The sequence below is a fragment of the Campylobacter concisus genome (assembly GCF_002913865.1).
Lineage (GTDB): Bacteria > Campylobacterota > Campylobacteria > Campylobacterales > Campylobacteraceae > Campylobacter_A > Campylobacter_A concisus_AM.
The window spans coordinates 1-26176 of record NZ_POYX01000133.1; the positions used below are offsets into that span (position 1 = coordinate 1).

At 41.3% G+C, this 26176-nt stretch carries 17 protein-coding genes; 2 read left to right on the forward strand and 15 right to left on the reverse strand.

What is annotated here, in order from left to right; translation table 11 throughout:
• Positions 1-49: 49 nt before the first annotated feature.
• The 7 genes from CYP77_RS08605 to CYP77_RS08635 all read right to left on the reverse strand — a co-directional run bounded on the left by CYP77_RS08605 (position 50) and on the right by CYP77_RS08635 (position 9551).
• The gene (locus tag CYP77_RS08605) at positions 50-2617 is read right to left on the reverse strand and encodes a molybdopterin-dependent oxidoreductase (protein WP_103566226.1); all 2568 of its coding nucleotides are present in this window, start codon (positions 2615-2617) and stop codon (positions 50-52) included.
• Between the two features lie 305 nt (positions 2618-2922).
• Positions 2923-5430 (reverse strand): molybdopterin-dependent oxidoreductase, encoded by a 2508-nt coding sequence (locus tag CYP77_RS08610; protein WP_103566221.1) that lies wholly within the window; start codon positions 5428-5430, stop codon positions 2923-2925.
• Positions 5431-5869: 439 nt separating this feature from the next.
• A complete protein-coding gene (locus tag CYP77_RS08615) occupies positions 5870-6445 on the reverse strand; it encodes a cytochrome c (RefSeq protein ID WP_002942837.1) in 576 nt (191 codons plus the stop codon).
• Positions 6446-6544: 99 nt separating this feature from the next.
• Positions 6545-6967 carry an EamA family transporter gene (locus CYP77_RS08620; RefSeq protein ID WP_103566217.1) on the reverse strand — a complete coding sequence of 141 codons (423 nt, stop codon included), beginning with the start codon at positions 6965-6967 and terminating at the stop codon, positions 6545-6547.
• Positions 6968-7018: 51 nt separating this feature from the next.
• A complete protein-coding gene (locus tag CYP77_RS08625) occupies positions 7019-7942 on the reverse strand; it encodes a Dyp-type peroxidase (protein ID WP_087582317.1) in 924 nt (307 codons plus the stop codon).
• A gap of 23 nt (positions 7943-7965) precedes the next feature.
• Positions 7966-8661, reverse strand: coding sequence for a DUF4230 domain-containing protein (locus CYP77_RS08630; RefSeq protein WP_002942821.1), 696 nt, complete (start codon positions 8659-8661; stop codon positions 7966-7968).
• 56 nt (positions 8662-8717) lie between these two features.
• Entirely contained in the window at positions 8718-9551 is an 834-nt protein-coding gene (locus tag CYP77_RS08635) for an MBL fold metallo-hydrolase (protein WP_103566213.1), read from the reverse strand.
• Positions 9552-9850: 299 nt separating this feature from the next.
• Here CYP77_RS08635 and CYP77_RS08640 point away from each other — a divergent pair, with 299 nt between their 5' ends.
• Positions 9851-13042 carry a S8 family serine peptidase gene (locus tag CYP77_RS08640; RefSeq protein ID WP_103566208.1) on the forward strand — a complete coding sequence of 1064 codons (3192 nt, stop codon included), beginning with the start codon at positions 9851-9853 and terminating at the stop codon, positions 13040-13042.
• 44 nt (positions 13043-13086) lie between these two features.
• Here CYP77_RS08640 and ilvA read toward each other — a convergent pair whose 3' ends face one another.
• Genes ilvA through CYP77_RS08670 form a run of 6 tightly spaced genes read right to left on the reverse strand, consistent with a single transcriptional unit; the run spans position 13087 to position 21726 of the window.
• Complete coding sequence (gene ilvA, locus CYP77_RS08645; RefSeq protein ID WP_002942811.1) at positions 13087-14298, reverse strand: threonine ammonia-lyase; 1212 nt, start codon at positions 14296-14298, stop codon at positions 13087-13089.
• 14 nt (positions 14299-14312) lie between these two features.
• Entirely contained in the window at positions 14313-15422 is a 1110-nt protein-coding gene (gene trmA, locus CYP77_RS08650) for a tRNA (uridine(54)-C5)-methyltransferase TrmA (RefSeq protein WP_103566205.1), read from the reverse strand.
• A 2-nt stretch (positions 15423-15424) separates the two neighbouring features.
• The gene (locus CYP77_RS08655) at positions 15425-17128 is read right to left on the reverse strand and encodes a Na+/H+ antiporter NhaC family protein (RefSeq protein ID WP_103566200.1); all 1704 of its coding nucleotides are present in this window, start codon (positions 17126-17128) and stop codon (positions 15425-15427) included.
• A 9-nt stretch (positions 17129-17137) separates the two neighbouring features.
• Positions 17138-17884 carry an SDR family NAD(P)-dependent oxidoreductase gene (locus CYP77_RS08660; RefSeq protein ID WP_103566196.1) on the reverse strand — a complete coding sequence of 249 codons (747 nt, stop codon included), beginning with the start codon at positions 17882-17884 and terminating at the stop codon, positions 17138-17140.
• A gap of 8 nt (positions 17885-17892) precedes the next feature.
• The gene (locus tag CYP77_RS08665; RefSeq protein WP_103566191.1) at positions 17893-19104 is read right to left on the reverse strand and encodes an ankyrin repeat domain-containing protein; all 1212 of its coding nucleotides are present in this window, start codon (positions 19102-19104) and stop codon (positions 17893-17895) included.
• 36 nt (positions 19105-19140) lie between these two features.
• Positions 19141-21726 (reverse strand): bifunctional aconitate hydratase 2/2-methylisocitrate dehydratase, encoded by a 2586-nt coding sequence (locus tag CYP77_RS08670; protein ID WP_103566187.1) that lies wholly within the window; start codon positions 21724-21726, stop codon positions 19141-19143.
• Between the two features lie 122 nt (positions 21727-21848).
• On the opposite strand from CYP77_RS08670, the gene CYP77_RS08675 reads away from it, so the two are divergent.
• The gene (locus CYP77_RS08675) at positions 21849-22307 is read left to right on the forward strand and encodes a methylated-DNA--[protein]-cysteine S-methyltransferase (RefSeq protein ID WP_103566230.1); all 459 of its coding nucleotides are present in this window, start codon (positions 21849-21851) and stop codon (positions 22305-22307) included.
• Positions 22308-22343: 36 nt separating this feature from the next.
• On the opposite strand, the gene CYP77_RS08680 is transcribed toward CYP77_RS08675, so the two are convergent.
• The gene (locus CYP77_RS08680; protein WP_103599744.1) at positions 22344-25439 is read right to left on the reverse strand and encodes a type I restriction endonuclease subunit R; all 3096 of its coding nucleotides are present in this window, start codon (positions 25437-25439) and stop codon (positions 22344-22346) included.
• Between the two features lie 10 nt (positions 25440-25449).
• The coding region (locus tag CYP77_RS08685) for a restriction endonuclease subunit S (RefSeq protein WP_219809403.1) at positions 25450-26176 on the reverse strand (727 nt) is incomplete at its 5' end.

Below are 26176 nucleotides of genomic sequence, written 5' to 3' on the forward strand. Positions count from 1 at the left end.
TTTGTCAAATTTTATATAAAAAGCAGGAGATCACTCCCCTGCTTTGAGATTATTTAGAAAATTTTGGCTCAGAAAATGCTGTAAGTTTTGGTGCTTCATCGCCTTGATATTTTCTGATATTTACAAGAGCTGTGTGGCTGATGTTGCCGTTTGCTAGCTTACTTGTTGGGATATCTATGGTTAGCACGTTTGCAGAGCCGTTTTTGCAGATGCCGCTGTCAAAGCCGTCATACCAAGCACCCTCAGCTAATTTTACGACGCCCTCTTTGATGTTTTTAGTCACATACGCACCTGCTAGCACCTCGCCACGAGCGTTAAATACACACACCAAATCGCCTGTTTTTACGCCAAGCTCTTTTGCGTCATTTTCGTTTATCCACACTGGCTCGCGGTTAGCGATAGCATACTTCTCGCGAAGTGAAGTTTGGCTTAGCTGTGAGTGCAAGCGGTCAGTTGGGTGAGAGCTTATCATGTGGTATTTTGCAGGTTTATCTTTCATGCCTAGCCATTCGATCGGCTCAAACCAAGTTGGGTGTGCTTTGCAGTCGTCATAGCCCATTTTCTCGATCGTATCTGAGTAAATTTCGATAAGACCGCTAGGCGTTCCAAGAGCGTTTAACACAGGATCTTCTCTAAACTCACCAAGCCTTACCCAATTATCACTATCTTGAGATGAGGCAAATGTGACTGGTTTGTTTTCATTCCAAAACTCTTCAAATGGCTTCATATCGCTTGCAAGCTCTGGCACAGCCTTGACCTGAGCGTAGGCTGCGTCATAGTACTCTTTGATCCAGTCAAACTCATCTTTGCCGTTATCTGTATAGGCAACGACTAAATTTTTAGCATAAGCCTTGCAAAGATCAGTGAAAATTTGATAGTCATCTTTTGCTTCGCGGTATTTTTCAACGACTTGCTTCATCGGTACGATGTTCATATTTGAGTAGTCACCTGTCATCGTAATGTCGTTTCTCTCATACTCTGTAGTGACTGGAAAGACGATATCAGCCATCTTTGCTGTTGGTGTCCAGTAGGCTTCGTGAACGACTACAGTTCTTGGCTTTCTCCACGCTTTTAAATTTGTATTAGTATCTTGGTGATGTACTAGTGGGTTGCCGCCGACCCAGTAGATAAAGTCGATGTCTGGGTAGGTGATCTTTTTGCCATCGTGATCTATCACTTTGCCAGGGTGAAGCAACGCATCAGCGATACGAGCTACTGGAAAAGCGTAGTCAGTTGCTTTTTGTAGCCAACTCTGGCCTGTGCCTACTACTGCAGCTGCTTTTGCGACGAAGCGACCGTGTTTGTCAAATTCGCCCGTATCAGTGCCGATAAACTCGCCTTTTTCGTTAAATTTACCCACACTTGCGCTATTTACACCGCCGATGACTGCGCCCTTGCATGTTGGTGCGCCGCCGTTTGAGTAGTGGTAGCTTAAGCCAAATCCTCCGCCAGGAAGTCCGATCTGACCGATCATAGCTGCAAGTGTCACCATTGCCCAGTGTGGTTGCTCGCCGTGGTGAGCACGCTGCATACCCCAGCCACTCATTAGCATTGTGCGGTTGCTTACAAATGTATCAGCTAGCTCTTTTAAAGTATCTTTGTCGATGCCACAAATTTTGCTCGCCCACTCTAAATTTTTAGGAGTGTTGTCTGTCTTGCCAAGTAGATATGGGAGGAATTTATCAAAGCCATAAGTGTAGTTTTCGATAAATTCTTTATCGTATTTGCCACTTTCATATAGGTAGTGCATCATGCCTAGCATCATCGCTGTGTCAGTGTTTGGCACTGGAGCGATCCACTGAGCTTTGTCAAAGTATTGTGCTGTTTCAGATCTGATAGGATCGATCACGATCACTTTGATATCTTTTTTATTTTTTAGCTCTTCAAAGTATTTAAAGCCCTGCTCATCAGTCGCTGTCCAAGCTATGCGAAGTGTCGCAAGTGGGTTTGCGCCCCAGATGACTACAACTTTTGAGTTTTCTAGCACGACTGGCCAGCTAGTTTGCTGCTCATAAACCTCGATGCTACCTACAACGTGAGGCATGATGATCTGACTAGCACCTGTTGAATAATCCCCTAATGAGCCAACAAAACCGCCACTAAGGTTCATAAATCTATGAAGTAAAATTCTTGAGTTATGTACGTTGCCGCTTGATTTCCAGCCGTAGCTACCTGCAAAAACGCTTTGTAAGCCCTTTTGCGCTCTTGTTTTTTTAAGCTCTTTGGCAACTAGCTTGATCGCGTCCTCATAAGGCACCTCGACCCACTCATCTACGCCGCGAAGCTCTGGTTTTGGGCTATCTGGATTTTCAAGGTAGCTCTTTCTTACCATTGTGTGTTTGATACGACTTTTATAGATCATATCTGGTGTGTAGTGCTGAAGTGGGTTGTAAATTTCACTTGTTTTTTGGATAGGCTCTGACTTTACAGCGATGCCGTTTTTAGTTGTCACTTTTAGCATGCCCCAGTGAGCAGCTGTAAGAGTTTCGCCATTTTTTAAAACGCCCTTTTTAACCTCATCAGCAAACAAATTTGAAGCTGTTACGCCTGAAAGCAAAGGTGTAGCCGCAAGTGCTGTTGCACCTTTTTTTAGAAAATCTCGCCTGTTCTCGTTCATCGTGTTCTCCTTTTTTTACGTTCTTTAGCGGCTTGGCAAAGCCAAACCTAAGAACCAACTCTAAAGACTAAGATCGCAAGAGTGCGATCTAAATTTTGGTTTCTCCCAGAGCAAACATCATCGCTCGCATCGCTAGCGATATGCTCCGCTCACTCTCTCCCGCACGGATACCAAGCAGTTGGTATCCTCTAAAGGTGGTCGTTCACCCACCTAAAGTTACTTGTCCGACTACACGGACTAAATTTTGGTTTTCTCTCTTCAGCCAAAAAGTGAGCGGTGTAAATTCCGCCCACCAGCAACCATGCTTAGACTGAAAATTTTGGCTCTTTAAAGGCGCTAAGCTCTGGAGCTTCACCTTTAAATTTCTTGATATTTACAAGCGTCGTATGCGAGATATTTGCATTTGAGAGCTTGCTAGCTGGGATGTCGTTTGTTAAAACATTTATGCAGCCATTTTTACAAACACCCTTCTCATCTGGATCGTACCATGCACCCTCGCAAAGCCTTGCTACGTTGTAGCTCACATCATCGCTCACCACAGCGCCTGCTAAAATTTCACCTCTCTTATTATATACACGCACGATGTCGCCTGTTTTTATGCCAAGTTTTTTAGCATTTTTTGTATTTATCACGATCGGCTCACGATCAGCCACAGCATAAGTATCTCTAAGCGACGTTACGCCTAGCTGAGAGTGCAAGCGCACGCTTGGGTGTGGGTTTAGCAGGTGAATGCTGGCTGATTTTTTCTTCGCGCCCAGCCACTCAGCAGGCTCCATCCACATAGCATGGCCCTTGCAGTCGTCATAGTTCATATTTGCTATCGTCTCTGAGTAAATTTCTATAAGGCCACTTGGTGTGCCAAGAGCGTTTAGGATAGGATCTTCTCTAAACTCAGCGTGTCTTACCCAAGCCTCGTTCTCTGCGGTCGAGTCAAATTTAGTTGGCTCGTTTTTCTCCCACCACTCGCTAAAATTAGGCATTTTTACGCCAAGAGCTTTGTTTTCATTGATGACTTTAGCGGCACTATCGTAGTATGACTTGATGAAATCAAGCGGCTCTTTCGCCCCATCAGTGTAAATTTCAGCCACACCATCAGCATAGGCCTTGCTTAGATCAGAGAAAATTTGATAGTCGTCTTTTGCCTCGTTTTGTTTGGCTACGACTTGTTTCATCGGCATGATATATTGATTAGAGTAATCGCCAACCATAGTGATATCATCTCTTTCATAAAGCGTCGTCACTGGAAATACAATATCAGCCATCTTTGCTGTCGGTGTCCAGTAAATTTCATTTACGACAACCGTTCTTGGCTTTTGCCATGCACGTTTTAGTTTATTTAAATTTTGCTGGTGACCAAATGGATTGCCCCCTGCCCAGTAGATGAAGTCGATGTCTGGATAGGTGATCTTCTTGCCGTTATGATCTATCGTCTTGCCAGGGTTTAAAAGCACGTCAGCTATGCGAGCCACTGGAAAAGAGGCTGCTTGCATCTCTTCTATCTCGGCTTTTAGTCTCTCATCAGCCACATCTTTTGCATAACCTTTAAATTTGCCATCTTTGATGACGCCGATATCTGCTGGGTTGATACCGCCAACGACCGTTGCCGTGCTAGTTGGCACGCCGCCACCGCTATAGTGATAGCTAAAACCAAAGCCTCCGCCTGGTAGGCCTATCTGACCTAGCATAGCAGCTAAAGTGACTAGCATCCAGTAAGGCTGCTCGCCGTGGTGAGCACGCTGCATAGCCCAGCCGCCCATTATCATCGTGCGGTTTTTGTACATTTCAACAGCAAGCTCTTTTATCACCTTTTCGCTGACGCCACAAATTTTGCTCGCCCATTTTGGTGTTTTTGGCTTGCCATCTTTTTTACCAAGCAGATACGGCAAGAATTTATCAAAGCCAACTGTGTAGCTCTCTAAAAACTCTTTGTCGTAGTTTTTACTCTTATATAGATGATACGCCATGCCAAGCATCATAGCTGTGTCAGTATTTGGCACTGGAGCGATCCATTTTGCCTTGCCGTCAAAGTAATTACCCGTTAGGCTCTTGATAGGGTCAATTATAATGATCTCTTTATCGCTATTTTTTAGATCTTCTAGGTATTTGTATCCTAGCTCATCAGTCGCCGTCCAGCCAACTCTTAGCGTAGCTACTGGGTCACTTCCCCAGATCACCACTACCTTTGAATTTTCAAGTACCACTGGCCATGTAGTTTGCTGCTCATAGACCTCTATGCCACCCATAACGTGAGGCATGATGACCTGCCCTGCACCTGTCGAGTAGTCGCCAAGACCACCGACAAAGCCACCAGTTAGGTTCATAAATCTAGCCAAAAGCGTGGTCGAGCTGTTGAAATTTCCGCTTGATTTCCATGCTGGAGACTTCGCATAAACGCTAGCAAGGCCTCTTTGAGCTCTTGTCTTTTTTAGCTCTCTTGCAACTAGCTTGATCGCGTCCTCATACTTTACCTGCACCCACTCATCTTGACCGCGAAGCTCTGGCTTTGGGCTATCTGGGTTTTCAAGATAGCTCTTTCTCACCATAGGATGCTTGATGCGGCACTTGTAGATCATGTCAGCTGTGTAGCCCCTTAATGGGTTTGGTATGCTGCTTAAAACGCTAAGTGGCTTTGAGCCAGTCACAATGCCGTCTTTTACGCTAACATCCATCATACCCCAATACGCCGAGGTTCTAACGCTGCCATTTTGTACTAAGCTTGGTTTTACACTGCCATTCCCACTAAAAGCGCAACCGCCTAGAAATGGTGTAGCAGCTAAAGCCAAACTACCTTTTAGAAATTTTCGTCTTTGCATTAATAAATACCTTTTTTACTTCGCTTTATTACTTCTCACTTGAGCTAAGCCCAAGCTGCGACAAACCCCATCGGTTTGATCCCGCACTAAAGACTAAGATCGCAATCCAGCGATCCATTTTTATGTTCTTTAGTGGTTTGGCAAAGCCAAACCTAAGAACCAATACTAAAGCCTAAGATCGCAACCTCTGCGATCTAAATTTTGGTTTTTCTCCCTAAGCAGCTACCCATCGCTCGCATCGCTAGCGATATGCCCCGCTCACTCTCTCCCGCACGGATACCAAACAGTTGGTATCCTCTAAAGGCGGTCGTTCACCAACTCTAAAGACCAAGATCGCAAGTCTGCGATCTAAATTTTGGTTTTCTCCCTAAGTAAAACCATTAAATTTCAACCCTTTACCTTGCTAAATTTGATTAAATTTAGCCCTACTAGGTTTTACTTATTTGCCTAAATTTACGTCAGATGAGTGTTTTTGTAGGTATTCGATAACTAGCCACTCGTCTTTTTTCTCTATTGCGGTTCTGCCGATCATTGATTTTAGAAGTGACGGCCACTGATTTGCGTTAAAGTGCGTAGTTTGAGGCAACGCATGGCAAACACCACAGCTCTCTTTATACATCTTATCAGCTTTTGCAAACATCGCATTTACGTCAGTGCTAAAGCCATCTTTTTGAACAAAAACTGTCGTTTCTACCTCGTTCCATTTGCCGTTTTTGCCCTCTTTTATCACTTTGATGTCAAAAGGTGCAGTTTTAGCAAATGCTACTGAGATGATCCTCGCTCCATCAGCAAAATAAACTACGTTGCTAACGGCTGGGTTTTGATAGCCTTTTACTTTGATCTGCGCTCTGTCGCCACTTGTTTGCAAAATTTCAACTGCGTTGGTTGGTAGCAGCCTGCCTATGCTCTTAGCTGAGTTTGCGTCAGCATATACGTCCTTTACGACATCTGTGTAGTTCATACCTGCACCAAATGCCGCACAAGCCACGATGGCTGATAGAATAATTTTTTTCATATTTCTCCCTTTAAAAATGAATTTCTCTAAATTCTAGAGGCTTTTAGATTAATTACATATTAAAAGTAAAAATATACTTTAAGAATAATACAGAAAAATTTATTTAAAAATGAGTAGAAACACGCCAGATACAATAAGACATAGGGCTAAAATTTCTTTTAAATTTAGCCTCTCACCAAGAAAGATAACAGCCAAAATGATAGCTAGCACAACGCTAAATTTATCAACCAGTGCCACTTGATAGACCTTGCCCGCTTGCATCGCTTTAAAATACATAAGCCAAGATAGCCCAGTAGCCATGCCACTTAGTATGAGAAAGAGCCAGTTTTTGGGACTTAGTGAGCTTAGTGGTTGCCATTTTTTAGCCACGCTTAGAAGCAAAATAAGCATAAAAATGACAACGACCGTTCTTATAAATGTCGCAAAATCGCTGTCGATGTCCTTTACACCAAGCTTTGCAAAGATCGCGGTAAGTGCAGCAAATATAGCCGAAAGAGCTGCGTAGATAAACCACTCTGGCATCTTTTTCCTCTTAAATTTAAAGGGGCAAATTTGCTTCGCCCCAAGCTAAATTTATCCCTCGTAGTCGCCAAGCATATCAAGCGTAGGAGCAAAAAAGAGAGCTCCAGTCACTGGCGTACTAAAGTCAAGCAGCCTATCTGAGTTGCCTTTTGGCTCGCCGATAAACATCTTTTTAAGCATAAGTTCAACCGTTGAAAATGTGCTCGCATAAGCGATGAAGTAAGTGCCTGTTTTGCTACCTTCAGTAAATGGCATATTGCCACGCACGACCTTTTTATCGTCGCCTACATTTGCAGCAGCTGAGTGTGAATTTGTAGGTTTTACGCTCTCGTCCATCTCGATGTCATACTCTTTTGAGCGACCTATAACCTTTTCTTGCTCACTCACGCTTGTGGCGTTCCACTCTTGCATTTTATGGAAGTATTTTTGCACGAAAACGTAGCTACCGCCTTTAAATTTAGCATCCTCTTTGCCAACTTTTGCAAAAAGGTCTCTATCTTCGCCATCAGGATTTTCAGTACCATCGACAAAGCCAATTATCGCCCTGCCGTCGTGATACTTAAAGCCTTGAGTCTCATCTGTAAGCTCTGCAAATTTAAACAAAACTTCTTTGATATTTTGCGCCATGTCAAAACAGTCAGCCGCGTTTAGTGCACGGATATGGATGTGTATATCGCCCTTTGTGCTAACAGCCTCGTGCTTGTCACCTTTGATAGCTTTAAAATTTACAAGCTCTTTTGGCAATTCTTTTGAAATTTCAAGCTTTTTCCAAGCATCATGACCCACGCCAAGGACGCAATTTACGTTTTCATTTGCGCCAAATCTAACTTTGGCAGTTTTATTTAAATTTACAACCAAAGCACAAAGCTTAGCAAAGCCCTCTTTACATGCCTTTTTGTCGCCTTTTAAGACCCATGTTTGAAAGACTGTGTTGTTACCAGGTGTTTGTGTGACCTCTTGTGAATTTACACTCATTTTTTCTCCTTTAAATTTAATTTTTATGCGATATTTTCTAAATTTAGTTGCTCGTTTATCTGCTCGTCACTATCGTCAAAGACAAACTCGACCTTATTTGCACCAAAGCTCTTAGCTATCGCCTCAAGCGTGTCGCGAGCTGATTTGTGGATTTTGCTTTGAAGCTGCGAGATAAGGCGAACGCTCATCTTTTTAACCTCATTTCTCGCCTCTTCTATGAGCCTATTTTTATCTTCTTCAGTAAAAGTGCTACCAAAAAAGCCATTTAGCGAGTCAGGCAGCAAAAATGGTATAAATTTGCCGTTTTTCTCATCGTAAAATTTCATATCGGCGATTGAAAATTTATACTTACATGGGGGCATTTTTATCTTGTAGCTAGAGTTTGCGATCTGCATGATCTCAAGTTTTGGACTGGTTAGATCGTAGATGAAATTTATCTCAAACTCAAATATCATCGAAAGCTTCTTTTCACTCACTAGCCACCTTAGGTACTCTTTGCCGAAATTTCCAAACGCATGATCTGTCTTTGTGACGATCTCTTTGCTATATACTTGAAAAACAGATAGTTCGCCGATGCTTTTTAGCTGCGAAATTTCAGTGCTGACTGAGACATTTTCGCTATCGTCTTTTGCTTTTTTTAGCGCCTTGTTCGACCTATAAAATGCAAATGCCAAAATAGCTAGCAAGATAGCTAATATCAAATTTGCGTATTCGCTCATATTTTCTCCTTTAAAGCCCGCATTTTATCCTAAATTTGTAAAGCAAAAGAAATTTATCACTCTGGCAAGGTGATAGGGCTCTTATAAGGCATGTGAGCTCCAACTATCTTTGTAGTCTCGTCCTCCAAGCCATCAAGCACCTTTTCTCTTGTTTTAGCAGCTTGGGCTGGATCTACATCATAAGTTATAGATATGCTTGGCTCGACCTCTTGCACTGCTAGGACGTGAAGAAGATCAGCTATAAAGATGATCTTGTCGTTATCTGTCTCAAAGCTTATCATGTTGTGCCCTGGAGTGTGGCCATAGGCTGGGATAGCTCTGATCTTTAGCGCCCCGTCAAATAGTGGCTTTTTATGGTCAAAAAAGCTCTTATCATCTTTATAAAGCGATAAAATTTCTTTTGTCCTCTCGTCTTTGCCCTTCATCCAGTAGTCCCACTCCTTTTCATCTATAAAAAGCTTGGCGTTTTTAAATGTCTTTTTGCCGCCATCTATGAGCCCACCTATGTGATCAGGATGAGCGTGCGTGATGATAACGTAGGTTAGATCCTCTGGCTTTATATTGCCAAAAGTTTGCAGATCATACTTTAAAACCTCCAAGCTATCTTCATAGCCGCTATCTATGAGCGCCGTGTAGTCATCGCACTTTGCAAACATTACGTTGTGTTTGTTTGGTAAATTTTTAGTATTTGCCACAAGCTCTTTTTGCGCCTCATCTTTGGCTATTAGCTTATCTACTGGCGCATCAGTCGTCTTTAGTGAAAATACATAAAGCTTGCATCCACCCATAGCTCCTATCCATACTTGATCATTTTGTTTGCCAACCACCTCATCATCGGTACAAAAAGCTAAAGTGCAAAACAACGCAAGGCTCAATAAACTCTTTTTCATATCTCATTCTTGAATAAATTTGCGAAATTTTAGTCCTGTAAATTTAATGAAAAATAATAATCCTTTAAAAAAATATATAAATAATAGTTTTAAAAATAAAGATAAGAAAAATTATATTTAAATAACTAATTTTAGATCAACTCTTTTATAAAAATATCTCGCTAAATGTAAAACTAGCGTAAATAACGTATATTTTTGTAAATTTAGCCTACGATTTTTCATTAAATTATTATTATTTTAATTAATAATTTATTTTAAGAATTTTAGAATTGGTTTAAATTTTATGTAAAGGACGAGATATGAAAAGATCCGTTTCAAGCAAAAAGTGCATCCTTTTAAGCGTTGCTTGCTGCACTCTTTTGCTTGCTAATCAACTAAGTGCCAGTGAGCAAAACAGAGGTAAATTTGGCGATATAAAAAGCTGGCAAAGCGATGAGTACAAAGCCGACTGGGGTTTAGTGAATATGAACGCAGCCGTTGCGTATGCCCTTGGAGCAACTGGCAAAGGAGTAACGCTTGGCGTTATGGACTCTGGTGTGCTACTTAGCCATCCAGAATTTAGTGATGGCAGAGTAAGTGCGCTAAAAGTTTCTGGTAGCTACTATAAAGATGGTCAAAGATACCCCGATACTGAGTATGGCAACTCACCTCTTCTTAAAAAAGGTAGCGGAGATAAAAATAAAAAAGACTTTGGTGACTTTAAAAAAGATGAGGAATTTAGCATAGATGGCGACTGGATAGCTGGAGTAAACGACTCTCACGGCACTCACGTAGCTGGCAGCATAGCTGCTTCAAGAGATGGTGTGGGCATGCACGGCGTAGCATTTGATGCAAGACTTATAATGGGCAATACTGGTGGCACTGACGGTATGACATATGGTCCAAATCAAGACTACAACTTCTTTTTAAAATCCTACGAGGGACTAGCAAAGAGTGGAGCTAGAGCGATAAATAACAGCTGGGGTTCAAATCGCAAATTTTACAAAGCCTATGAAGGTGCTACTGGATATGATGGTGGCAACAACCTAGACATAAAAGATCTTGATGCTGCCTATAAAAGCTACTATCCATTTGTAGTAAATGGCAAAAATTTCTTAGATGCAGCCTATGAGGTCGCTACAAGATATGGTGTCATCCAAATTTTTACTGCTGGCAACAGAGACGGGATGAAAGAGTCATATACAAGAGCGATGCTCCCATACTTTAGACCTGATGCTGAGAAGTACTGGCTAAATGTCACTGGTCAGTTAGAGGGCGACACGCAGCGCTACAACACACCTGGTCACTCAAAATGGTGGAGCGTGGCAGCACCTGCAAAACCTATATACTCAACCGTCGTTGATCTAAAAACTGGCAAAGCAGACTACGGCACAAAAGGCGGTACTTCAATGGCAGCTCCACACGTCACTGGCGCGCTTGGTGTCATCATGCAAAGATACCCATATATGAATAACGCCCAGATAAGAGAGGTGCTACTAACTACTGCAAGGCAGATTCATGATGATTTCAAAGAGCCAGCTGATACTAGAAAAATTTCAGGCTTTACTGCTGCGCTTGGGGTGCCTGATGAGCGCTGGGGCTGGGGCGTAGTGGATCTATATAAGGCGATGTTTGGACCAGGTCAGCTTCTAGGAGTATTTGATGTAAATTTAAATAGTGATGATATCTACTCAAACAACATAAGCGATGTGGCTATCAAATTTAGAAAAACAGAAGATGATGCAGAGGCTAAAATCTGGGCTGAGCGCAAGGCTGAGCTAGAGAAAATAACAAATTTAACACCAGAGCAAAAAGCTGAACTTGAGATAGGTAATGCTAGAGAAAGAGCAAGAGAGCTAAGAGCAAGCGATGGCTATGAAGGCACTCTTATAAAAAGAGGTCAAGGCACACTAAGCCTAGCAGGAGATAACTCTTACACTGGCAAAACTATAATAAAAGGCGGCAAGATCACAGCTCTTAACCAATCTTTAAAATCAAGCGATGTGATAGTAGAAAATGGCGGCACACTAGAAATTGTAAAACAAATGAGCGTACCAAAGGTTAGTAGAAATAAATTTACCTTACAACTATCATTAGCAGAAGTGACCAAAAAAAGCTCAAATGACGTAGTAAAAGCCACTATCAAATCAGGCGGTAGCTACATCGTCTCAAACGGCGCTTCAAATTTAGATCTAAACTTTGAGAAAAACTCGTTTATAAATATAAGTGAGCCAAGCTTAGAGATCATGCAAAGGCTCTATAACGACGCCACAAAATCAAAAACATTTACAGCAACTGGAAATTTCAAAGGCTACGAAGATACCCTTTCAAAAGAGTATGCATTTTTTGATCTTGGCAAAAACTATAGTGATGACAAGCTAGAACTTACTCTTAAAAAGTCAAAAAATACAATGACAAGCATCGCAGCTAATGACAACCAAAAGAAAGTGGCACAACTAATAGAGAACACAGCTAGCCAGCCAGCGCTGCTCCCTTCGCCATTTAGAAGCAGACCAGCAGTCATCACAAGCGATCTTTATAGATACTTCATCTACACTACACCAAAAGAGGCAAAACAAACGCTAAAAACATTTGCAAATGAGGCAAATTTAGCTCAGCACAATGCATTTTTACTAGAAAACATCATGCTTAAAAATGCAGTTATCAATCACGAATCTGACCCATTTGGCATAAGAGCGAGCGACGCAAATGGTATGAAATTTTGGTCAAATACCATGTTTGATGCTATGAAATTTAATGACATCAAAGCAAACTCTATGACACAGCTTTTTGGATTTGACGGCAGTGTAAATGACTCATTTGTACTTGGTGGCGTTCTTGGCGCTAGCACAGAAAAGGTAAAAGAAGACGGCGACGACGCTTATAAGACAAAAGGCAAAAGCATCGGCATCTATACAAAAAGCGAGATCGCTAGCACAAAACTGGACCTTGGAGTCTTATACACAGATGCTAAGCGCAAAACGCAAAATGGTGCGACAATAGCTAGCTTTTACTCAAACGATCATATAAAAAGCAAAGAAAAAGCGCTTAATGCTTATGCAAATTTAGCCCTAACTAGCTTTAATACAGAAAATTTCTCGCTAAATCCTTATGTGGGTGCAAGCTATCTACGCATGAAAACTGATAGCACAAGCCAAAATGTAGGAATTTTCAAAATGGATGTTGATGAAAAAACTAGAAATTTAGGCATTTTTAGCCTTGGTCTAAACCCTAGCGTACCATTTAGCCTAGGTAGCACCAAGATGAAATTTGAAGCTGATCTAGCATACAACAGACTAGTTGGTGACACAAAACCAACTATCGGTGTAAATGTCGCAAATGCTGGATATCTAGAGCTAGAAGGCAAAGAGGTTAAAAACCTTGGCACAGCTAGCCTTGGCATAAAAGCAAATGTCTATAAAAATGTAAATTTAGGCCTTTCTTACACTGGAGCTTTTGCTAAAGATGTAAGATCAAACAGCGTAAATGCTAAATTTGAGATATTGTTTTAGTTGGTTAAATGCTCGCTACTTTAAAAGGTAGCGAGCTTGTAAATTTAAAAGAGTTGAGTGAAAGAAAAGCCGTTTTTATTAAGCGTATCTTTGATCTTTTCTTGATGCTCAAGACCCTTTGTCTCAAGCGTGATCGTGATGCTTGCATCGCCGTAGTCAAGCTTAGTAGAGAAGCGGTCGTAGTCGATCTTGACGATGTTTGCATTTGCTGATTTAAGACTATCAGTTAGGCTCATGAGCGCTCCTGGCTTATCTACAAGTGTGATTTGCAAGGTCATCTTGCGGTGAGACTTGATAAGACCCTTTTCGATGATGATAGAAAGCACCTGAACATCGATATTTCCACCACTTAGTACCACGCCTATCTTTGCACCTTTTTTAAATTTGATCTTATCATGCATAAGTGCTGCCACGCCAGCTGCGCCAGCTCCCTCAACCACGATCTTTTGCGTCTCCAAGAGGAACAAAATCGCAGTTGCGATCTCCTCATCATCAACCTGCACAAACTCATCCACGCACTCAACGATATTTTTAAGCGTTATCTCACTAGCATCACGCACAGCGATGCCATCAGCTATAGTGCGAACTGATTTTGAGTTTATGCTTTTTTTAGCGCCGTAGCTATTAAACATAGCTGGAGCGCCCTTTGCACCGACGCAAACGACCTTTGTTTTTGGATTTACTTGTTTTATACAGCTTGCCACACCGCTAGCTAAACCGCCGCCGCCAACTGGCACTACAACCATATCAAGGTCGCTTATCTCATCAAGCATCTCAAGACCCACAGTGCCCTGCCCTGCCATGACGTACTCATCGTTAAATGGATGAACAAAGGTCATATCTTTTTCTTTGGCGTAATTTACTGCAAATTCATACGCCTCATCAAAGTTATCACCTTTTAAAATGACTTCAGCGCCAAGATCCTTTGTGCCAGCTACCTTTAGAAGCGGGGTTGATTCTGGCATTACGATGCAAGCATGCACGCCAAATTCTTTTGCGCTTATCGCCACACCTTGAGCGTGATTACCAGCGCTTGCAGCCACGACGCCACGCTTTCTCTCCTCGTCACTTAGGCTAGCTATTTTATTGTAAGCGCCTCTTATCTTGTAAGCTCCGGTTCGCTGTAAATTTTCCTCTTTCAAATAGACATTTGCGCCCAAAATTTTACTAAGTTTTGCACTTAGCGCAAACGGAGTTTTATTTACAAAGTGACCGATCGTTATCTTTGCTTGGATTATTTTGTTTAATGAAACCATTTTTAACTTTCCTTTTAAAATTTATCTTTTGCCTCTAGTAGCACGCCACACTCGATGTGATGAGTGTTGGCAAACTGATCAAAGAGCGCAAATTTTATCACTTTATGGCTTTTAGTAAGCTCATTTAAATTTTCTTTTAGCGTCTCTGGGTTGCACGAGATGTAGATGATGTTTTTGAAATTTCTAATGAAATTTATGACGCTTTCACTTAGTCCTGCGCGAGGCGGATCGACAAGGACGTGCGAGAAGTTAAAGTCGCTTAATTTTATATCTTTTAGCCTATTAAATTCCCTTATGCCAGCAAATGCGCCCATTAGCTCATCAGCGTCCATGCGTAAAAATTTGATATTTTCTGCCCCATTTAGCTCGCAGTTTTTAAGGGCATTTGCGATCGAGCTTTTTGAAATTTCAGTGGCAAGGACATTTTTAAATTTAAACGAAAGTGGGATAGTAAAATTTCCATGTCCGCAGTAAAGCTCCAGTAGGTCATCGCCACTTTGCACGCACTCTTTCGCCCACTCTATCATCTTTTCATTTACCGCTTTATTTGGCTGGATAAAGGCATTTTCACTTAGGCTAAATTTATAAATTTGCCCTCCGACATTTAGCTCATCAACTAAATTTAGCTCACCACTTAGCAGCTTTTGACCGCGAGATCTAGCTAAGATCATCACATCAAGCTTGCTAGCTAGAATTTTCATCGCCGCTTCAAACTCGCCATCAAGCTTTTTATGATAAAGAAGCGTGACTAAGGTGCCACTTTTACAGGCAATAAACTCCACTCCAAAGAGCTTTGTGCGTAAAATTTCATCATTTTGTAAATTTTCAAGTAGCCTTGACATGAGATGTGAAATTTGCTCGCAAACCTTTGGACACTCATCTATGAAGACCCTTTTGCCTTTCTCGCTTGAGTGCATCGTGTAGCTAAGCTTGCTGCCCTCGTGCCAGATACCAAACTCAGCTCTCGTGCGGTAGTGCTTTGGACTTGAGCTAAAAACATCAAATTTGCCATCATAAAATGGGGAGAAATTTTGCTTAATAAGATCAGTTTTAAATGAAATTTGCTCACTATAAGGGGTAAAAAGAGTGCATGATCCGCACTCTTTTAGGTATTTGCAGTCCAAATTTATGCCGCTTTCTCTTCGACTTTTTTACCTACAAATCTAACCAAAGCCCAGATCGCTAAAAATCCGCAAGGAAGTGCGATCCAAACGCTAAGACCAAGTGCCACTGGCAAGTAGCCAACAAGCACACAAACCGCGCAAACGCTAAGTGCATAGATCATCTGTGTTGAGACGTGATCGATGTGGCTACATCCTGCACCCATTGATGAAAGTATCGTAGTATCTGAGATCGGCGAGCAGTGATCACCAAAGATAGCGCCCGTTAGAACGCTTGAGATATTTACTATCATATAAGCATGCATCGCATCACCATCTAAGCCGTAGTTTTTGCCAACTGCATAAGCTAGCGGGATAGCAAGAGGCATCAAAATGCCCATCGTGCCATAGCTGGTGCCAGTTGAGAAGCTGATAAATGAGCCAAGGATGAAAACAGCCACTGGCAGGATAAATTTAGGCGTTGAGTCACTTAATAGATCAACCAAATATCTTGAAGTGCCAAGCTCTTTGATAACCGCACTAAGGCTCCATGCAAGAAGCAAGATAACAACTGTGATGATCATAGTTTTCCAGCCCTTTACCCATGTGCTAATGGCCTCTTTTACATCAAAAATTTTGCGCCAAACGCCCATGACGATAGCCACGATACTAGCTAGCAATGCTGCTTGAAATAGCGATGTAGCAGAGTCTGCTGCACCAAAAGTATCTTTAAATGTTGAAAACGAAAGTGGATTTGCAAGTGCATTTTTAAGAGTATCGCCCTCAAGCGCAGCAAGACCGCTAAAATAAAAGCTAGTAAATGCGCCGATAACTAGCACAAGAAGCGGCACGATAGCATTTGAAGCGCTTAGTTTTACACCCTCTTTTGGCTCAAGAGTCTTATCTTCAAGGTCTTGAATTTGTGTTTTGCCTGAGTGAAGCTCACCCTTTCTAGCGCGTCTCTCAGCTGCTAGCATAGGTCCGTACTCGCGTTGCATCAAGGCAGTGCAAACGATGAAAAATAAGATAAAAAGGTTGTAAAATCTATATGGAATGGTCTCGATAAATATAGAATAAGCGTTTATGCCAGTCTCGCCGATTAGCTCGTAGCCCTTTTCGATGAGCGAAACCTCAAGTCCGACCCATGTCGAGATGATAGCGATACCAGCGATCGGAGCTGCGGTAGCGTCGATGATGAAGGCTAGCTTTTCGCGGCTTATTTTAAATTTATCGCTTATTGGTCTCATGATAGGGCCAACGATTAGGGCATTTGCATAGTCATCGAAAAATACAAAGATGCCCATAAGCCATGTTGAAATTTGAGCTGAGACGCCAGTTTTTGCCTTTTTGCTAAGCCAAAGAGCAACCGCCTTTGTGCCGCCCATCTTTGTGATAAGTGCGACCACGCCACCTATACAAAGCACTTGAAGCAAGATGCCTGCATCAGTGCTATCAGCCATCGACTCAACCACTCTTGAAACGATGCCTGTAAAGCCTTTGATGATGCCCATAAATACATTTTCATTAACGATATTTATAAGAAAAGTTCCACTAAAAACACCGATAAATAGCGACAAGATGACATCTTTTGTGATAAAAGCAAGCGCTATGGCAACAACTGGTGGTATAAGCGTGAAAACGCCGTAAATTTGTGCGTTTCTTTTGGCGACTTCTGGATCAACACCAAAAAGCGCGGCACTAAAAAATAGTAACAATAAAATTTGTCTCACATAAACTCCTTAAAATTTTTCTATCGCAAGTCCAGCCCAAGTCTGCGTATTTGCCATGACTTCGACCCTGTTTATATTGACACTTCCAGGCATATTTAGGCAGTTAAGCAAAATGGTCGCGATATCCTCAGATGTGATGAAATTTGTATTTTCATAAAGACTATCAGCCTTTGCCTTATCGCCCTTAAATCTAACCTCGCTAAATTCAGTCTTGCAAAGCCCTGGCTCGATGTTTGTCACCCTGATATTAGTGCCAACTAGATCGTTTCTTAAATTTAGACTAAACTGCTTTACAAAGGCCTTTGTAGCGCCATAAACGTTGCTACCAGGATATGGCCACGAGCCAGCTGTTGAGCCTAGGTTAAAGATATAGCCCTTTTCTTGCTTGTAAAGTAGCGGCAAAACGGCCTTTGTCGAGTAGATAAGACCCTTTACGTTTGTATCTATCATCGTCTCAAAGTCCTCAACCTTCGCATCTATCGTCTTTTCTTGCCCTAAGGCAAGTCCAGCGTTATTTACAAGCACTTCGATGTCTTTAAATTTATCAGGTAGGCTATCAACTGCGTCAAAAACAGCCTTTTTGTCGCGTATGTCAGCTACGATGATGTGCGTATCGCCAAGCTCACTTGCTAGCTTTTTTAGCCTATCTTCGCGCCTTGCAAGAGCTACTATATTGTAGCCCTCTTGTGAGAGTCTTCTAGCGATCGCCTCGCCAAAGCCAGATGTCGCACCTGTCACAAAAGCTGTCTTTTTCATATCTCTTCCTAATTAAAATTTGGCTTTAACTCAAGCTCTTCTAAAAATTTAATATTTTTTTCGTTTTTATCTTTAATCGCATAATCAAGCGCATTAAATCCAGCATCATCAGTGGCGTTCATATCAGCGCCGTTATCTATTAAAAGCTTTAAAATTTCTGGTGTCGCGTGAGCCGCTGCATGCATAAAAACGCTTCTGTTTGTATGCTCTAAACCGCACGTATCCTCTACTTGCATCATGCCTAAATTTATCATATTCATCTTAGACTGCTCGTCGATATAGCTCTCGTTTGCATTTGCCCCACTCTTTAGCAAAAGCTCACAAAGAGGCGTATCTTCAAACTGAACAGCGTAAAAAAGCGCACTTTTGCCAAAGAAATTTTTATGATTTACATCGGCTTTATTTTTAAGCAAAATTTTTACATTTTCTAAATTTTTAAGAGCAAAAAAGAGCGGCGTCTCATCGCCTAAATTTAGATCCGCCCCGCGCCTTATGATCTCTTCTATCATGTCGCCACTTTTGTCATTTAGCAGTGCGATATCAAGTAAATTTGTAAGCTCAGCGGTGCTGTAATTTTTAGAATAAAGCAAATTTGCAAGCTCATCTTGGTTTAGCTTTTGAGCCATCATCTTTTGCTCAGAAGTTAGAGCCTTAGCCTTATTTACCTTTTTGCCGACACTAAAGCTTAAAAACTCATTTATCACGCTAGTTGCGTAGTAGGCAGCACTTGCACTATCAACGCCTAAAGCCTCATAAAATTTAACTAGCGGAGTTTGTGCGTTTTTATAAGCTTCGCTGAATTTTTTGTATTTTAAAAAGTTAAACAAGCTCTCATTCGCCCAGTATCTAAAGTACTCCATCTGAGCGTCTTTTTGGGCTTCTGCGACCTCTGGCTTTTCAAGCTCTTTTGCATAGATATCAGGAGCAAATGAAGCCTTTAGCAAGATCCATCTAAATTTATTTAAATTTTCTCTATAAACGCCCTCGCCAACGCAGCTTTGAGACTCGCTTCTAACAGCCACACTCGCATCAAAAAGTTCTTTTACCTCTTTTAAATTTAAAAGCGAGCCATCACAATAAAATAGCCCCTCATTCGCGTAAGCAAGCTCGTTTGGAGTAGTTTTAAAGATCTCTTTTTTAGCAAGGTCACTGCACTCTAATGCGTGTAAATTTACAAAAAGAAAACTGCTAAAAAAGAGAAAAAAAGCTACTTTTTTCATCAAAGCTCCTTAAAATTTCGCGATATTGTAACAAATTTATATACTAAACTCGCTTATTTCATTAAAATTTAGGTATTTATAAATTTGATCTTTGTTTAAACTAAGACTATCTCTTACTATCTTTTTATACTCGCTAACCATTGGCAAACGCCCTAGTAGCGCGCATACAGCGGCTAGCTCGGCACTTCCTAGATAGACCTTTGCGCCCATGCCCATTCTGTTGTCAAAATTTCTAGTCGAGGTCGAAAAAACGACGGCGTTGTCGTTCACCCTTGCTTGATTACCCATGCAAAGCGAGCAGCCTGGCACCTCAGTCCTAGCATTTAGCCTCTTAAATATCTCATAAACGCCCTCATCTTCAAGTGTCTTTTTATCCATTTTTGTTGGCGGTGCGATCCAAAGCCTAGTAGTGAGCTTGCTCTCACGCTCCAAAATTCTAGCTAGCGCCCTGTAATGGCCGATATTTGTCATACAGCTACCCACAAAAACCTCGTCGATGTTATGCGCTCTTTTGCTATCAGCTAAAATTTCACTTAGCGTCGCCACGTCGTCTGGGTCGTTTGGACAGGCGAGGATCGGCTCATCTATCTGCGATAGATCAATCTCCAAAATTTCAGCGTAGCTTGCGTCTTTGTCGGCTCTTAAGAGAGTTGGGTTTTCCAGCCATTTTTGCATCTTTTCTTTTCGTCTAAGCAGCGTTTCATGGCTCTCATAGCCTGCTTTTATCATTGCCTCTATTAGCGCAACGTTTGAGCGAACATACTCCGCGACGCTTTCAACGCTTAAATTTACCACGCAAGCTGCCGCCGAGCGCTCAGCCGAAGCGTCACTTAGCTCAAATGCCTGCTCCACTTTTAGGCTCTCTAACCCCTCGATCTCTAAAATTTTGCCCGCAAAAATGTTCTTTTTATTCTTCTTTTCAACGCTTAAAAGCCCTTTTTTGATCGCAAAATAAGGTATAGCATTGACTAGATCTCTAAGCGTCACGCCCTCTTTTAGCTCGCCTTTAAATTTGATCAAAACTGACTCTGGCATATTTAGTGGCATCATTCCAAGCACCGCTGCAAACGCCACTAGGCCACTGCCTGCTGGGAAACTAATGCCAATAGGAAATCTCGTGTGACTATCGCCGCCCGTGCCAACGCTGTCAGGCAAGACCATGCGGTTTAGCCACGAGTGGATGACGCCGTCACCTGGTTTTAGGCTCACACCACCACGAAGCGTCATAAATTTAGGCAAGTTCTTTTGCATCTCAAGGTCGCTTGGCTTTGGATAAGCAGCCGTGTGGCAAAAGCTTTGCAAGACAAAATCCGCCCCAAAACTAAGGCTAGCAAGCTCTTTTATCTCGTCTCTAGTCATGGGCCCTGTGGTATCCTGCGAGCCAACAGTCAAAATTTCAGGCTCCACGTAGGCCCCAGCTCTCACGCCAGCCTTGCCACAAGCCTTGCCAACCATCTTTTCAGCGAGCGTATAGCCACCGCCTAGCTCTTTTGGCTGATCTGGCTTTATGAAAATTTGCTCCTCGCCAAGCCCCAAGACCTCCCTAGCCTTTTTAGTCACCTGCCTACCTATCATCAACGGTATCCTGCCACCTGCTCTTATCTCGTCGCTTAGCGTGTTTGGGCTAAGTTTAAAATTTGCCACAAGCTTTTTTTCATTGCCTGCAAGCTTGTAAATTTCGCCTTTAAATGGCCAAATTTCTATCTCATCGCCCATTTCTAGCTCATTTACGTTTGCAACTATCGGCAATGCGCCGCTATCTTCTGCTGTGTTAAAAAATATCGGAGCTATGGTCGTGCCGATCACGATGCCGCCTGTTTTTTTGTTTGGCACGCCCCCTATCTCATCGCCAAGGTGCCACTGGATAGAGTTTATACCGCTCTTTCTGCTGCTGCCAGTGCCAACCACGTCGCCAACATACGCCACGCTCTTACCGCGACTTTTTAGCTCTTTTAGGATTTCTAAACCCTCAGGCATCTTTTTAACCAGCATCGCCTTTGCGTGAAGCGGTATATCAGCCCTTGTGTAGGCCTCGCTTGCAGGACTTAGATCATCTGTATTTGTCTCGCCAGGTACTTTAAAAACCACTGCCTTTATGCACTCATCAAGTGGCTTTTTATGCGTAAACCACTCCGCGTTTGCCCAAGAAGCAAGCACCTCTTTTGCAAATTTATTGCTATTTGATAGCTTTGCGATCTCGTCAAAGTGTTCATGCACCAAAATGATGTTTTTTAGCTCATTTGCCGCAGCATGTGCGATAGTTTCGTCACTATTTTTTAGCGCTCGCACCAAAATTTCTACGTTGTATCCGCCAAGCATCTTGCCTAAAATTTTAATGGCACGAACCGCATCAAGGCCGTCTATTTTGAGCCCGTCTATCACCTCGCCAAGAAATTCTGCCTTTATCTTTGCCGCATCATCAACGCCAGGATTTATGCGATTTGTGAGCAAATTTATAAGAAATTTTAGCTCGTTTTGCGCCTTTTCATCGCCGCTAGAGCTGCCAGCAAGTCTCATTAGCTCGCAAATTTCGCTTGTTTGCTTGGCGTTTAGCGCAAGCGGTGGCACGCCCTCTTTTTCTCGCTCACTCACGTGTTTTTCGTAGTCGGTAAAAAAGCTCATAAATTTCCTTTGTGATTTTGCTCGTTTTTAGTCTAAAATCGCTGATTTTGCTTGCATTTTATCAAAAAGCAAAACAATCTAAAGTAAAATTTGCCCAAAATTTCAAATTTCAAGGAGTAAATGTGTCAAAAGCCTACCTAAAATCACCCATTGGAATTTTAGAAATCGTTGCTAGCGAAAATGGAATTTGTGAGATAAATTTTGTAGATAAATTTGAAAAAGTTGCGGTAAAAGATGAAAATTTAAAGCTGTGTTTAAATGAACTGGAGGCTTATTTTAAGGGCGAGCTTAAAAAATTTAGCGTTAGACTTGATATAAAAACGACCAAATTTAGAGCTAAAATTTATGACGTTTTGCAAAAAGTGCCATACGGCGAAACGACCACATATGCAGCTCTAGCACTTGCTGCAGGCCACAAAAACGCTTACCGAGCAGCAGGCTCTGCAAATGCCAAAAATCCACTGCCTATCATCGTCCCTTGCCACAGAGTGCTCTCTCACAGCGGGCTTGGTGGCTACTCAGGCGGCGAGGGCCTACCAACTAAAATTTGGCTACTAGAGCACGAAGCAAAACATAAATAAGCCAAAAGCAATATAAATTTTGCTTAAAAGTGCCTCTTAAACCGACGAGCCAACCTCTTTAAATTTATCAACAAAATGCGATATCTCGTCGATGACTTTTTGCCTTATTATTGGATAGTTTTTATTTAAAGGACTGATCTTAGGCAGTATCTCGCCTATTTGTGTTCCGCTTTGGCTAACAAAGCCACTCTTTAACGACGAGCTTATAAACCTTCTTGCGCCAGCCTCATCTAAATTTAAAGAAGTGATAAGCTCGTCCGCCTCTTTTTTCATCACACCTTTTGCAAATTTAAAAAACTCTTCTATCACGCTGGCTCGGTCTTTAAATTTATCCAAGTCGCTTTGGTTTATAAAATCAACTATCAACCCCTCTTTTGAGCGGTTTTCCAAGCTCGAGCGGATGATGCGACGCACCTCATCAGTAAGGGCTGCTTTATCTTTTATCTTTTTATTATGCTCAAATATCAAACCCAAAATATAGTCTAAATTTATCTCCTGAGACTTTAGTAGATCAATCTCAAATACTACATCATCCCAGTTTATCCTCTCTTTTTCCTTCTCTTCGCCAGCCTTTTCTTTTCTTAGCCACTCTCTTATATCATTATATGTCCCACGGTAGTCTTGCAAAGCCCTTGCATTTGGCACTTTTATGCTTTGCATCTCTTTGATTTGTTCATCACTTAAGCCAAATTTATCCCTAAACTCACAAACTGCTTTTTCATCGTCTAAATTTACCTCTTGCAAAGCCCTTAAAGCCACAAATTCATCATAGTTTTGCAAAGCATTTTCCACCCTTAGATACTCTCCAAAAAGCTTTACAAATTCTTTCTTATCCTTTTGCGTCTCTATCTTAGTAGGATCAGGGAATTTCGCCTCTAGCTCGCTTACTACATCTACAAAGCCCCTTCTTGCCTCGCCAGATACCGCATCTGTAAAGCCATCCATATACTCTTTATAGCTTTTTTCGAGTATGACGCTTTTGGTGCTTCCTTTACCAAAAAGAGTTATAGCATCTTCTGTCGCTTTTTCTAGGTCTCTAAAAGTCACGATGTTGCCAAAAGTTTTTGTAGCACCATAAATTCTATTTGTCCTAGAGTATGCTTGTATGAGCCCGTGATAGCGTAAATTTTTATCCACAAAGAGCGTGTTTAGACAAGGTGCGTCAAATCCTGTCAAAAACATGCCAACAACTAGGAGTAGATCGATCTCTTGCTTCTTTGTGCGCTCGCTTAGATCTCGGTAGTAGTCTTGAAACGACCCACCATCAACGCTAAAATTTGTCTTAAAGTAGGCATTGTAGTCTTTTATCGCGCTGTTTAAAAACTCTTTTGAGCTAACGTCCATCGACTCTGGCTCAAAGCCCTCATCAGCTATCTCGCCAACCATATCTTGCTCTTCGTTTTGTGAAAAAGAAAATATTGTCGCTATCTTTAAAGCTCGCTCTTTGTTACTTTGTAAATTTTTAAACGCTTCATAATAAAGCTTTGCTGCATCTACCGAGCTTACTGCAAACATAGCGTTAAAGCCCTTGCCACTTGCATTTAAGCGGTGAGTTTTTTGATGAAATTTCTCTAGCACATACTCTGAAATTTCTTTGATACGCTCAGGGTGCAAAAATGCACTTTTATTCTCAGCCGCACTTAGCTTTAGCTCGTTTTTTTCTGTCTCTATGCTCTTAAATTTAGGCACGACGTTGTTATAATCAACCTTAAATTTAAGCACCTTTTCATCTCTTATGGCATCGACTATCACATATTCATGAAGCGAGCTTCCAAAGACACTTTGCGTAGTCTCTGCTCCGATGGCATTTTGAGGAAATATCGGCGTTCCAGTAAAGCCAAACTGATAAAATTTCTTAAATTTCTCTTTTAAATTTTTCTGCGCTTCGCCAAACTGAGACCTGTGGCACTCGTCAAATATAAAAACAACCTCTTTTTGATATATGCTTAGATCATCTTCGTTTTTCATCAGATTGTTTAGCTTTTGTATGGTTGTTACGATGATCTTTCCGTCATCTTTTTGAGTGTTTCGCTTTAGCTCTGCTGAGCTAGCTGAGCCATTTACGCTATCTTTTGAAAATTTTTGATACTCCTTCATAGTCTGATAGTCAAGGTCTTTTCTATCCACCACAAAAAAGACTTTATCTATAAATTTAAGCTGCGTAGCAAGCCTAGCTGCTTTAAAGCTAGTTAGCGTCTTGCCAGATCCTGTCGTATGCCATATAAAGCCGCCACCCTCTGGCTTTGCGTAGCATTTGGCATTATGCGAGCTATTTATCTTCCAAAGTATGCGCTCAGTCGCTGCTATCTGATAAGGACGCATTATAAGCAAGGTGTTATTTGTGTCAAAGATGCAGTATTTGCTTAGTATGTTAAGAAGTGTATTTTTCGCCAAAAATGTAGCTGTAAAGTCCTTTATATCTTTTATGGCTTCGTTTTTTGAATTCGCCCAGTTTATAGTAAAGTCAAAGCTGGTTTTATCCCGTTTGGTTGTGTTTGCAAAGTATCTTGTATCTGTGCCATTTGAGATGATAAAAATTTGCAAGTATTTAAAGAGAGAATTTGATGAGTTAAAGCTCTCTTTGGAGTAGCGGTGAATTTGATTAAAGGCTTCTCTTATCGCCACGCCTCGCTTTTTAAGCTCTATTTGCACAAGCGGCAAGCCATTAACAAGTATAGTGACATCATATCTGTTGTGCGATGAGCCAGTTTGCTCAAACTGATTTATCACCTGCAAGCTGTTTTTAGCGATATCTTTCTTATCGATAAGGTAGATATTTTGTATATGCCCATCTTCAAAAACAAAATCATATATGTGATCATCTTGTATCTTGCGTGTCTTTTCTATAATGCCATCATTTGGCTTATCGATATACTCTTCAACTAGCCTTTTCCACTCTGACGAGCTAAATTTAACGTTATTTAGCCTCTCTAGCTGCTCTTTTAAATTTAGTAAAAGTGCCGTTTGAGAGTTTATATCTTTTTTATACTCATAGCCTTGTTTTACAAGGTCGGCTATAAGTTCATCCTCCATATCCGCTTCGCTTTGGTAGCTTGAAGACTGAGGCAGTCTCTCGTATTTATCTAAAACGATGAAATTTTCTGACTCAAGTATTGTTTTACTCTCTATCATTTTTACACCTTTATGCTGTCATTTTTGGTTTGAAATTTAAAAGTAGCTCTCTGTAATGCTCATACTGCTTGCGCCTTAGCTCTATCTCTCGTGGTAAGCCCTCAGTTATAGAATTTACAAGCGTATCAAATTTATCCAATATCTCAACAACCTTTTGCTGTGTTTGAAGTGATGGGACGGGGATTTTAAATTTTTTTACAATATTGTCTGATATCGATGGATAACTAGCACCTTGCTGAAATTTATCCACATAATCATAAAAAATTGAAGTGCATAAAACATAATAAACCCAAGAGGATAATGCTATTTTTTCATCAACACGTAAAACACAATAGCCAGTGCTACAAATTTGTCCGTCCAAATACTTAGGTATCATAGCAATTCTTTTTTGCATAGGTCTAGTTGTTGCAAAAATAATATCATTAAATTTTACTATCTGCTGAGCACGGCTCGGATGTTTTTCTTTTGAGATATTAGACAAATTTCCAATTTGATGATTTTGCATATCAACAGAAGTTAAGTCTATGTAATTATAAATTTTGTCATTATTAGACCATTTTATATTCGAAACATTCAAAATCATTTCTCCAAGCATTTTTAGCTCACACCCCCCCCCATTTTTATCAAGCTCGTCAAAGCTTAAAAGAAAGTCGCGGTAAAATTCATACTGCTTTTTCCTAGCTGTAAGCTCTGCTGTAAGAAGCGTGAAAGAGTCCAAGATACGGACTATTTCACGC

Bases quoted from the DNA above. Each gene is read 5' to 3' on its own strand.
- CYP77_RS08605 (WP_103566226.1), bottom strand. From the start codon at position 2,617: ATGAACGAGAACAGGCGAGATTTTCTAAAAAAAGGTGCAACAGCACTT.
- CYP77_RS08610 (WP_103566221.1), bottom strand. From the start codon at position 5,430: ATGCAAAGACGAAAATTTCTAAAAGGTAGTTTGGCTTTAGCTGCTACA.
- CYP77_RS08615 (WP_002942837.1), bottom strand. From the start codon at position 6,445: ATGAAAAAAATTATTCTATCAGCCATCGTGGCTTGTGCGGCATTTGGT.
- CYP77_RS08620 (WP_103566217.1), bottom strand. From the start codon at position 6,967: ATGCCAGAGTGGTTTATCTACGCAGCTCTTTCGGCTATATTTGCTGCA.
- CYP77_RS08625 (WP_087582317.1), bottom strand. From the start codon at position 7,942: ATGAGTGTAAATTCACAAGAGGTCACACAAACACCTGGTAACAACACA.
- CYP77_RS08630 (WP_002942821.1), bottom strand. From the start codon at position 8,661: ATGAGCGAATACGCAAATTTGATATTAGCTATCTTGCTAGCTATTTTG.
- CYP77_RS08635 (WP_103566213.1), bottom strand. From the start codon at position 9,551: ATGAAAAAGAGTTTATTGAGCCTTGCGTTGTTTTGCACTTTAGCTTTT.
- CYP77_RS08640 (WP_103566208.1), top strand. From the start codon at position 9,851: ATGAAAAGATCCGTTTCAAGCAAAAAGTGCATCCTTTTAAGCGTTGCT.
- ilvA (WP_002942811.1), bottom strand. From the start codon at position 14,298: ATGGTTTCATTAAACAAAATAATCCAAGCAAAGATAACGATCGGTCAC.
- CYP77_RS08660 (WP_103566196.1), bottom strand. From the start codon at position 17,884: ATGAAAAAGACAGCTTTTGTGACAGGTGCGACATCTGGCTTTGGCGAG.
- CYP77_RS08665 (WP_103566191.1), bottom strand. From the start codon at position 19,104: ATGAAAAAAGTAGCTTTTTTTCTCTTTTTTAGCAGTTTTCTTTTTGTA.
- CYP77_RS08670 (WP_103566187.1), bottom strand. From the start codon at position 21,726: ATGAGCTTTTTTACCGACTACGAAAAACACGTGAGTGAGCGAGAAAAA.
- CYP77_RS08680 (WP_103599744.1), bottom strand. From the start codon at position 25,439: ATGATAGAGAGTAAAACAATACTTGAGTCAGAAAATTTCATCGTTTTA.